Genomic DNA, 8,636 nt, shown 5'->3' on the forward strand with positions numbered 1-8,636 from the left:
GGCGGGGATCGTGCTGGTGATCGGGTGTCGTCTGATCACGTGGTGGCCGGGTGTGATCGTGGGCACGGCCTTGATCTTGGGCGGGTTGGCCGCGGAGTGGGGCGGGCGGAAGAACCGCCGGCCTGACGCCTGATCGGCCTCACATGAGAAAGCCCCGCGGTGGCGGGGCTTCTGTGTCCGGGCATGCCGGGCGTGGGGCCAGGATGCCTGGTGATCGTCCGATGCGCAACTACAGGGCGTCCTGGGCCCACGCCTCGCAGGCCTGCTCGGTGCGGGCACGCTGGCGCCACAAGCTGCCCATCGGGGTTGCGGTGCCGGTGTGGGCGAGGGTGGCGGCTGCGGCGGCGAGCATCGGCGGGGCGACCCAGCCGGGGACCGGCAGCGTCTCGTGCGGCCAGGTGCAGGAGCCGTCCTCGCGGAGGCGGGCCCACTGCCAGGCGGGGCCGCGGTCGTGGTCGTCGTCGCGGCCGGTGTGCCAGTCCCATACGAGGATCAGCCCGTGCGGGTACCGGTCCGCGGGGATGCCGGACGTTTCGGGGGTGAGGGTGATGACGCCGCGGAGGTGGGGCACGTCGTAGGAGTCCTCCACGAAGGCGTCGGCCTGTTCGGGCGTCAGCTGGGCCTCGGTGAGCGCGGTCTCGATGGCGGTGATGTACGGGGCGTGCGGGAGCTGGCGGGTCATGAGCGTGATGGTCCTCTCTGGGTGTGACAACTGCGGTAGATGGGCTGGTAGACGGGCGGTAGATGGGCGGGTAGACGTGCAGGTCAGGCGGCGGTAGATGGGCCGGTAGACGCCTCCTCGGCCGCGGTCGGGGAAGGGGCGTGCAGGTCTCTGCGGCGCACCCCCCAGGTCGGCACGCCGGCCACCTTCACGCCGCGGTGCACGGGCACCCCCAGCTGTTCCAGGCGGGTGCGCATGTCGGTGACTGTGCGGCCCTCCCACTGCCCCTGCGCCTGGAGGTGGGCGAGGACGGTACGCAGGTGCACGCCGGAGCGGTCGCCCATGAGGTCCAGGAGCAGGGCGCGGATCGCGGTGCCGTCCGGCTGCGCTGCGGGCTCTTCGGCGGCGGGCTCTGCGGGGGTCGGGCGTCCGGCTCGCCAGGCGGCGAACGTCCAGCAGGCGGTGAGTAGCCACATCAGTTGGGGGACGGCGCGGACGATGCGCCACAGGGCGTAGAGGCCGAGGAGGACCAGGCCGAGGCGGGTCCAGCAGCCGAGGGCGGCGCGCCAGCCGGTGAGGTCTGTGCGGCGTCCGCGGGCGATCCATGCGGCGGTGCGGGCGCCGAGACGGTGGGCGAGTGTGCGGGAGCCGGCGGCGAGGCGGGTGGCGGGGCGGGCGAGTCGGCTCACAGGACACCTGCTCCCTCGAAGAGCCCTGCCACGGCGTCGCCGACGCCGTTGAGAGCGCTGGGGAGCCAGTGCAGGGCGCCGGCTACGCCTGCGGTGAGTAGCAGGACGGAGCCGACGTAGGCGCCGCCGATGATCCGGCGGCGGTCCTTCTTCCCGGCCTGCTTGTAGGCGAGGACGGTGAGGGTGATGGCGATGGTGACGATGATCGCGCCGGTGGTGCCGAGGCCGACGAGTTGGCCGGGGGTGAGGGCGGCGGCCGGGCGGGTGCCGGTGAGAGCTTGGCCGGTCTTCTCGCCTGCGCCGTTGCCGAGGGTGCCGGAGCGGGTGTGTGCCCAGCCGAGGAGGCCGCCGGGGCAGGCGGCTGCGCAGGCGGAGGCGCCGAAGCCTTTCCCGAATGCGGCGAGTTGCTTTGGTTCCCGGCCGCCGGTCCACCAGGGGTGGAGGTTGCAGGTGAGGATGATCAGGGCGAGGAGGAGGCCGCCCAGGGTGAGCGTGGTCGTGGCGGTCATCGGGTGACTCCGGTGAGCAGCAGGATCGGGTCCCACCAGTTGAGGACGCCGAGGGTGCCGAGGAGGGCGGTGACGAGGAGGAAGCGGGGCACGACTCGGCTGGTACGCCGGTCGAGCGTCCACGTGGTGAGGACGGCGACTGTGGCGATGACGTAGGCGGCTCCGATGCTGGCTTCGGTGCGGGCCTGGTGGAGGGTGTGGGCCCAGAGGCCGACGGGGCTGTGGCCGCCGGCCCAGGGGGTGAGGGCGGCGAGGATGGCGGCGAGCATGCGCCAGGTGGTGAGGCGGTCCCAGAGGCGTGCCCAGAGGGGTGGCGTGGGGTCCGGATCGGTGTCCGGCCAGGTCAGCACGATCTCGTGGGTGTGGCGGACGTCGACGGGTCCGGGGTCCGGGGTGGGCGCGGCAGGCTGCGGCTGGGGCGGTGTGCGCCAGGGTGGGGCCTCGTCGGGCTCGGGCGGCCGGGCGGGCAGCGGGGTGCCGGCGGGGATGACGCGGGTGGGTGTGACGAGTCGGGGCTCGGGGTCGTGCATGGCGGGGTCCTGGTGGCCGAGGGGGCGGGCGTGGAGGCGGCGAAGGTGGTGGCGTGCGCGCAGCTCGTCACCGCCGGGTGGCGGCTGCGCGCCCATCAGCCGGCCAGCCGGATGTAGCGGGCGACGGTGTCCTCGCGGGCGTTGGCGTCGGCGACCTTGCGGACGTACGTGAGCACTTTGTCCGGCTCGCGGATTCCGGAGTCCAGGGCGGTCCGGACTGCGTCCTTGATGGTCATGGGCCCGGCCGTGGCCGGCTCCGGGGTGGCGTCCGGATCGTCGGCGTCCTGTCCGGACTGGTCCGGACTGGGCAGTGCGGCCCGTTCGGCGGCGACGAGGGCGTGCGCGCGCTGCACGCGGCGCCGGGCGGGGATGAGGGCGAGGCTGGCGCCGGCGTCGGCGAGTTCCTGCTCGATCCAGGCGCGGGTGCGGTCGTCGAGGGGCGGGGCCTGGTGGTGGAGGACGACGGTCCACAGGCTCTTGGCGAGGCCGGAGACGACGGCGCCGACGATGCCGATGACGAGGTGTCCGAGGAGGTAGCCGTGTGCGGCGACGGCGAGCATGGCGACGGCGAGGGCGGAGTGGCCCATGCGGCGTGGGAGGGCGGCCTGCTGGCGGTCGTAGCGGGCGAGCCATTCGACGGCCATGCAGGCGATCCATGCGAGGTCGAAGACGGCGGCTGCGCCGTAGGCGGCGGGGGCGATGACGATGCGGGTGAGGAGGTCGCCGATGCTGGCGGTGGACCAGGTGACGGAGGCGGCGACGACGAGGGCGGCGGTGGTGGTGACGCCGGTGAGGATGATGCGGTCCCAGTCGCGGGGGGGCGCGGGTACGGGCACGGTGATGGGGACGAGGCGGGTCTTGCCGTCGATGGTGTGGGGCACCAGCTCGGTGCGGGTGGTCTTCACGGGTTTCTCCGGGGGCGTGGTGGCCGGCCTCGCGCTGGGGGTTGTGCGCGGGGCCGGCTGGTCTGGTGGTCAGTCGCGGAAGAGGCGGCGGGGGAAGGGCTGTCCGGCGTTGTCGCCGTCGCGGTGGACGCGGGTGCGGTGGCGTTCGCGGCGGAGGCGGGCGGCGCGGTCGGTGGCGGACTCGCGGTCGGCGTAACGGGTGGCGGCGAGTTCGCGGTCGCGGCCGCTGGCGAAGGGGTTGCGGATTTTCACCGGCTGGCCGCCTGCTCGTTGCCGTGGGCCCGGGCCTGGGCGAGTTGGAGGCGGGCGGCGGCCTGCTGTCCGGGCTGTTGGGCGGCGGCGTAGTCGGCGGCGGCCTGGCGGTGGAGGGCGGCGACGCGGTCGCGGGGGCTGGGCTGGTGGTCGGGCGGCTGGGTACGGTGTCCCATCAGGGCCTGCTCCTTCGTCACGGTTGCGGGTAGGTCCGCCCCGGCCCGGAGTTGCCGCTCCATGGGCCGGGGCTTTGTTGTTGCCAGGTTCAAAGTAGCGACCTTGTTGCCACGTGGCAACAAGGTCAGACAGGATGGTGCCCGTGGCCGATGCCGAAGGAGGGCCGGACATGGTGTCGTTCCGAGAGCTTGCGCGCAGACTCGTCGCCGACGGGATCGTGGAGACGATCTCGCATCAGCGCCTGTCGAAGATCGCGCGTGATGATCCGGACTTCCCGCCCGTCGCGAAGATCGGCAGCTCCAACGCTGTCGACTACCGGCTTGCTGCGCCGTACTTCCGCACGCGAGTCACACGTCCCGGGTGGCGTTCGGACCTGAAGGGGAAGCCGGGCGTCGAGGAGTAGCCGCAGGCCTCTGGACGCCCGTTGGAGTGGGGCGTACCGTCTGAATCCGCAAGAACACCACCCTACCGGTGTTCGGCCCGCCGACTGCCCCTGCGGTCGGCGGGCCTCTTGCGTTTCAGGCGGCTGCGCCCTGTCCGGTCCAGGTGCGTTCGCAGGCCTCGCACAGCACGACCGGGGCCGCCCCGTCCGCGCCGAGGACGACGACCTCGCGGGCGCGGCAGTGGGGGCAGGGGTACGGCACCGCGGTGCGGCGGCGGAGGATCGCGAGGGCGAGGCCGACGCGGGTGCCGGCCTCCGTGGCGACGTGGGCGATGCGGTCGTGTTGCTGGACGGTGAGGGGCCGGAACGGGCCGGGCACGCTGGCGAGGCGCTGCTGGAGCCACACCGCGGCGTGCACCGGTGTGCGGGTGGCGGTCGCGGTCCAGGACCAGCGTCGCGGGTCGGCGGCGTCCCGGGCGGCGAGCATGACGGCCTGGCGGTGGAGTTCGTCGGTCCAGCCCTGCCGGGTTGTGACGGTGACGGCGGGCCGCTGGGCGACGGAGGCGAGCCAGTCGGCGGTGCCGATGAGTGCGAGTTCGGTGGTGCGGATCGCGTCCAGCGCGGTCAGGTTGAGCGGGGCGCCGCCGTTGGGGACCTCCAGCTCGTCCCGGCCGGTGCGGGCGCGGGCGACGTGCTGGGCGTCGGCGAGGTCGAGGGCGGCGAGGTAGTCGCTCATCCGGCCGGCGGGGGGCCAGGGTGCGGCGACGTGGGTGTCGAGCATGTCGGTGAGGAGGTGCCAGTGGTCGATGACGGTCTGGAGGTGCTGGTGCGGGGTGGTGGTCATCGTGTGCTCCTGGGGGCGTGCGGGGCGGTACGGTGAGTCCACCTGGGGGCGCGCCTGGTCTGGGGAGATCGTCGGCGCGCCCCTGCGTCGTGGTCAGCGGCGGGACAGGGCGGCGATCCGCTGGTACTTCTCGGCGGTGGTGTGGCCGTCCCACTGCGCGCGCGGGTCCGCGGGGTCGACGCGCTGAACGTGCTGGAACAGTTCGACATCCCGGGGCGCGATGTGCCAGGAGAGCTGGCGTCCGGCGACGGTGAGGAACAGCAGGTGCCAGCCGTCTTCATCGTCGATGTCGAGGGCCGGGGCCAGGACGGCGTGGTCGGGGTGGAGAGCGGCGAGCCAGGCGATGAGTTGGGCGCGCTCGCGGTAGGCGCCATCCCGCTCGGCTTCGGCCTGCTCGGCGCGCTGAATGGCTACGGCTGCGGCATCCAGGTTCCGCTGGCGCATGCCGCTGACGAGGTGTAGTTGCTCGCGGGCGTCGTCGCGTTCGGCGATCAGCGCGTCGAGTTGATCGCTGGTGATGGTGTCGACGGTGAGGCGGTCGGACATGTGCTGCTCCTGGTGGGTGGGGATGTGGCGGGTGCGGGCGGTGGCGTGGCCCCAGCACCAGCCGGTGGAGAGGGCGAGGATGGTGGCGAGGGCGAGGGGGTAGATCACGGGCGCGCCCCGTCCTGCCGCGGCCCGGCGGCGGTGTTCCTGCCCTCGACCCTGGCGAGGATCTGCATGGCGGCGTCCATGTCGGCCTGCGTCGGGTGGGGCTCCCTGCGTGGGGCGTCCTGCATTTCGGTGCGGCAGTCGGGGCAGGTGCCGCTGGACCACCCGGCCGCGAACGCGGCACGGCGGACGGCGGTCTCGTCGGGCCACATTCCGGCGCGGGCGGCGGTGGGCTGCGGTTCGAGTGCGGCCAGAGGGATGTCTTCACCGGGCGCGTAGCCGTCGGGGATGGACAGCCAGCGACGGCAGGGGCCGGAGCACTGCATGCGGTAGACGACGTTGATGGTCATCAGTTCTCTCCGCCCGGCTGAGCCATGGTGGTGGGCTCGGGATACCGGCGGCCGTTGACGGTGACGGTCGCCTTGTGCGCGGCGGCGGCCTCCTCGATGCGGGCCTTCAGGTCCTCGTAGTCGGGCAGTGCGAGGTCGTAGGCGTCGATCTCGATGGTGGCGGTGATGCGGTCGTTCATGGTCGTCTCCTGGTGGTGTGGTGGGATGTGGCTGGCGGCCGCCCCGGTAGCAGCGGGGCGGCCGTTGGTGTGCTCACGCGTCCGCGGCCTCGGGGCGGGCACGCCAGGCGTCCAGGACGCGCTTCGGGAGCTGACCCATCCGCGGGCAGTCGACGCCGTTGGCGGCAGCCCAGGCGCGCACCTCGCGCGTGTCGTAGTCCCGCACCGGCGCGGCCCGCTTCTTCCGCGGCTTCGCCGGGGCCAGCTCCTGCTCGCGGGCGCGGAGTTCGGCGAGGCGCTGCTCCAGCTCGGCGGTCTCGCTGGTGATGGCGGCCAGCTCCTGGTCGGCGGCATGCCGTTGGCGGAGGCCGGTGAGGGCGGCGCGGGCGCGGGCGGCCTGGGCCTGGACGTCGGGGTCCTGGTGCTGGTCGCCCCACTTCAGCAGCTGGCCGACGGGGATCCCCCGCGGCGGCGGGGCGGGTGCGGCGGCGAGGGCCGGCTCGGGCATGTCGGCGAGCTGGTGGATGGGCTGGGCCATGTCGTCGGGTCCTTCCGGGGTGTCGGTGAGGTTGAGGCGGCCGTGGCGGGCGGCGTCGGGGCCGCCCTGGGCGTCGATCTCGTCGAGGAGGCGGCGCAGTGCGGAGACGGTCATGTCGGTCGGCTCTCGGCTGGCCTGGAGCTGTCGGCGTTCGGTGGCGGTGAGGCCGCCCCAGACGCCGAAGCGTCCGTCCCGCGGCTCCAGGCGGAGGGCTTCGTGGAGGCACTCGGCGCGGACGGGACAGCCGGCGCAGATGGCCAGGGCGGCGGCGGTCGCGGTGCCGCCCGCCGGGTACCAGCGGCTGGTGTTGTGGCCGGCGCACGCTGCCTGCTCGCGCCAGGTGGCGTGCGTGGCGGTGGTCACGGCGCCGGTCGGCTGTCGATGTCGGCGATCCAGGCGGCGCACACGGCGGCGACCTGGACCAGCTCAGCGCGCAGCCGGGCCGGGTCGCGCTCGGCCTCCACCTCGGCGACCTCCTCGGCGAGGATGTCGGCCCACGTGCCGTAGCCGGAGCCGAACGCGGCCTCGCACCAGCGGCGGCGCATGTCGGCGTACTCCTGCTGGCTCTTGTTGCCGGTGCCATCGGGGTGGTGCTGGTCGCCGAACTTGGCCAGCTGCCGTTGGCGCTCGGTGTCGATCTCCTCGGCGAAGGCGCGGACGCCGGGGGTGGTGAAGATGCTCGGGTAGCTCATGGTCACTTCCTGTCTGTGCGCGTGGGGTCGGGGAACCGGATGAGGGCTCAGCTGGTGGGCGGTTTGCTGGTGAGGTGCCACCAGGTGCAGGGGCACCGGTAGGGGTGGAGGGTTTGGTCGAGGGCGAAGGTGGCTCGGCGGGCGGCGCGGTCGGCGGCGGTTTGGGTGGCGAATCGCTTCTTGGTGGGGGTTGGGCAGGGCATTAGGCGGCTTCCTGGGGGCGGGTGGGGCGTTGGGCGCCTGGTGTGCCGACGACGTCGCAGAGGGCGTTCCAGTGGGCGTCTCGGTCTTCGTCGGTCCAGGGGCGGGGTCGGTCGGGGGCGGGGCGGCTGGGGGCGTCCTCGGCGAGGAGGCGCTCGTACGGCGTCATGACGCGGTCCTCTCGGCGGTGAGGCGGGGCTCGCAGCGGGCGTGCACACGGCGGTCGGGGCGGCGGGGGTCGGGCATGATCCGGCGGTCGCACACGGGGCAGGTGGGCCAGGTGGTGTGGTCGGCGGGGTCCGACTTCGGCGGCGCGGCCCGCGCTGGTGGCGGGGCGGTGTCGTGGGGGTGTTCCTGGTGATCTGACGGCTCTTCGGGAGCGGCCACTACCTGAGGTTGAGGAACGACCTCAGCCCCGTCATGGGAACCCCATGGGTAACCCCCTGGGGTGTAAGGGGGGCGGTCCCCCCAACCGGTAAGGGGGCGGTCCCCCTTTCTCGGGTAGGGGGCGGTCCCCCTTTCTGAATCTCGGTCAATGCCCTCAAGTTCGGGGGGCGGTCCCCCTTTCTCCGTGGATTCGAGTTCGGGGGACCGCCCCCCTTTCTCGTCCGCCCACGGAGCGACCTTCCGCTCGGTCTTCCGCTTCTGCCGGGCGTCCTCACGGAGCGCCTTCACCCCGTCGAGGTAGGCGGCCGCAGCAGCCCAGTCCGGGGCCGGGATCGGGGCGAGGACGTACAGCACGGAGCGGCCCTTGCGGCGCTCCCCGACCGCCTTGACGACCCCGGCTCGGACCGCGGCCTCCAGGCGGTCGCGAGCGTCCTTCGGGTCGGCACCCGCGGCCTTGGCGATGGCCTGGAGGGAGAACGGGCGCCGGGTGTCGCGGTAGCGGAGGGTGCCGTCCGCGTTGGCGATGGCGCGGAGCGTGTAGAGCAGCGTGTGCAGGTTCGACCGCTTCAAGGAGGCCGGCATGTTCGGCATCCAGGTCCAGGCGAGGACGTTCCCGAAGGCGTTCGGGACGCTGCCGCTCGCGCGGGTGTCCTGCTCCTCGTTGCTCACTGCCTCTTCTCTCTGTGGTGCTGGGTGGGGCGGTCCGGGCC

The 8,636-nt window shown here is 73.5% G+C and carries 18 protein-coding genes; 2 read left to right on the top strand and 16 right to left on the bottom strand.

The features are described from left to right. Nucleotides 1-229: 229 nt before the first annotated feature. The 4 genes from ACL02U_RS09660 to ACL02U_RS09675 form a co-directional block, all read right to left on the bottom strand. Entirely contained in the window at nt 230-682 is a 453-nt protein-coding gene (locus ACL02U_RS09660; RefSeq protein ID WP_412790275.1) for a hypothetical protein, read from the bottom strand. A gap of 83 nt (nt 683-765) precedes the next feature. After that, nucleotides 766-1,350, bottom strand: a complete 585-nt coding sequence (locus ACL02U_RS09665; protein WP_412790276.1) for a hypothetical protein — start codon at nt 1,348-1,350, stop codon at nt 766-768. Continuing rightward, a complete protein-coding gene (locus ACL02U_RS09670) occupies nt 1,347-1,859 on the bottom strand; it encodes a hypothetical protein (protein ID WP_412790277.1) in 513 nt (170 codons plus the stop codon). Before ACL02U_RS09670 ends, ACL02U_RS09665 begins: the two co-directional genes overlap by 4 nt. Then, on the bottom strand, nt 1,856-2,389 hold the full coding sequence (locus tag ACL02U_RS09675; protein WP_412790278.1) for a hypothetical protein: 534 nt from the start codon (nt 2,387-2,389) through the stop codon (nt 1,856-1,858). Before ACL02U_RS09675 ends, ACL02U_RS09670 begins: the two co-directional genes overlap by 4 nt. On the opposite strand from ACL02U_RS09675, the gene ACL02U_RS09680 reads away from it, so the two are divergent. Continuing rightward, nucleotides 2,384-2,506, top strand: a complete 123-nt coding sequence (locus ACL02U_RS09680) for a hypothetical protein (RefSeq protein WP_412790279.1) — start codon at nt 2,384-2,386, stop codon at nt 2,504-2,506. The two genes, ACL02U_RS09675 and ACL02U_RS09680, sit on opposite strands and share 6 nt — an antisense overlap. Here ACL02U_RS09680 and ACL02U_RS09685 read toward each other — a convergent pair. The 3 genes from ACL02U_RS09685 to ACL02U_RS09695 form a co-directional block, all read right to left on the bottom strand. Further along, nucleotides 2,485-3,294 carry a protein transporter Sec31 gene (locus ACL02U_RS09685; protein WP_412790280.1) on the bottom strand — a complete coding sequence of 270 codons (810 nt, stop codon included), beginning with the start codon at nt 3,292-3,294 and terminating at the stop codon, nt 2,485-2,487. The two genes, ACL02U_RS09680 and ACL02U_RS09685, sit on opposite strands and share 22 nt — an antisense overlap. A 69-nt stretch (nt 3,295-3,363) precedes the next feature. Next, nucleotides 3,364-3,546, bottom strand: a complete 183-nt coding sequence (locus ACL02U_RS09690; protein ID WP_412790281.1) for a hypothetical protein — start codon at nt 3,544-3,546, stop codon at nt 3,364-3,366. Beyond that, on the bottom strand, nt 3,543-3,722 hold the full coding sequence (locus tag ACL02U_RS09695) for a hypothetical protein (RefSeq protein WP_412790282.1): 180 nt from the start codon (nt 3,720-3,722) through the stop codon (nt 3,543-3,545). The genes ACL02U_RS09690 and ACL02U_RS09695 overlap by 4 nt, the downstream gene beginning before the upstream one ends. A 134-nt stretch (nt 3,723-3,856) precedes the next feature. On the opposite strand from ACL02U_RS09695, the gene ACL02U_RS09700 reads away from it, so the two are divergent. After that, nucleotides 3,857-4,126, top strand: a complete 270-nt coding sequence (locus ACL02U_RS09700; protein ID WP_412790283.1) for a hypothetical protein — start codon at nt 3,857-3,859, stop codon at nt 4,124-4,126. Nucleotides 4,127-4,241: 115 nt separating this feature from the next. Here ACL02U_RS09700 and ACL02U_RS09705 read toward each other — a convergent pair whose 3' ends face one another. The 9 genes from ACL02U_RS09705 to ACL02U_RS09745 form a co-directional block, all read right to left on the bottom strand. Continuing rightward, on the bottom strand, nt 4,242-4,949 hold the full coding sequence (locus ACL02U_RS09705) for a hypothetical protein (protein WP_412790284.1): 708 nt from the start codon (nt 4,947-4,949) through the stop codon (nt 4,242-4,244). 93 nt (nt 4,950-5,042) lie between these two features. Continuing rightward, a complete protein-coding gene (locus ACL02U_RS09710; RefSeq protein ID WP_412790285.1) occupies nt 5,043-5,603 on the bottom strand; it encodes a hypothetical protein in 561 nt (186 codons plus the stop codon). Then, nucleotides 5,600-5,950 (bottom strand): hypothetical protein, encoded by a 351-nt coding sequence (locus ACL02U_RS09715; RefSeq protein WP_412790286.1) that lies wholly within the window; start codon nt 5,948-5,950, stop codon nt 5,600-5,602. Before ACL02U_RS09715 ends, ACL02U_RS09710 begins: the two co-directional genes overlap by 4 nt. Further along, a complete protein-coding gene (locus ACL02U_RS09720; protein WP_412790287.1) occupies nt 5,950-6,129 on the bottom strand; it encodes a hypothetical protein in 180 nt (59 codons plus the stop codon). The genes ACL02U_RS09715 and ACL02U_RS09720 overlap by 1 nt, the downstream gene beginning before the upstream one ends. Before the next feature lie 73 nt (nt 6,130-6,202). Next, on the bottom strand, nt 6,203-7,009 hold the full coding sequence (locus ACL02U_RS09725) for a WhiB family transcriptional regulator (protein WP_412790288.1): 807 nt from the start codon (nt 7,007-7,009) through the stop codon (nt 6,203-6,205). Continuing rightward, nucleotides 7,006-7,338 (bottom strand): hypothetical protein, encoded by a 333-nt coding sequence (locus ACL02U_RS09730; protein ID WP_412790289.1) that lies wholly within the window; start codon nt 7,336-7,338, stop codon nt 7,006-7,008. The genes ACL02U_RS09725 and ACL02U_RS09730 overlap by 4 nt, the downstream gene beginning before the upstream one ends. A gap of 47 nt (nt 7,339-7,385) precedes the next feature. Continuing rightward, the gene (locus ACL02U_RS09735) at nt 7,386-7,541 is read right to left on the bottom strand and encodes a hypothetical protein (protein ID WP_412790290.1); all 156 of its coding nucleotides are present in this window, start codon (nt 7,539-7,541) and stop codon (nt 7,386-7,388) included. Then, nucleotides 7,541-7,708, bottom strand: coding sequence for a hypothetical protein (locus tag ACL02U_RS09740; protein WP_412790291.1), 168 nt, complete (start codon nt 7,706-7,708; stop codon nt 7,541-7,543). Before ACL02U_RS09740 ends, ACL02U_RS09735 begins: the two co-directional genes overlap by 1 nt. Further along, nucleotides 7,705-8,595, bottom strand: a complete 891-nt coding sequence (locus ACL02U_RS09745) for a hypothetical protein (RefSeq protein WP_412790292.1) — start codon at nt 8,593-8,595, stop codon at nt 7,705-7,707. Before ACL02U_RS09745 ends, ACL02U_RS09740 begins: the two co-directional genes overlap by 4 nt. Nucleotides 8,596-8,636 lie beyond the last annotated feature (41 nt).

The organism is Streptomyces sp. MS06, from assembly GCF_047200655.1.
Lineage (GTDB): Bacteria > Actinomycetota > Actinomycetes > Streptomycetales > Streptomycetaceae > Streptomyces.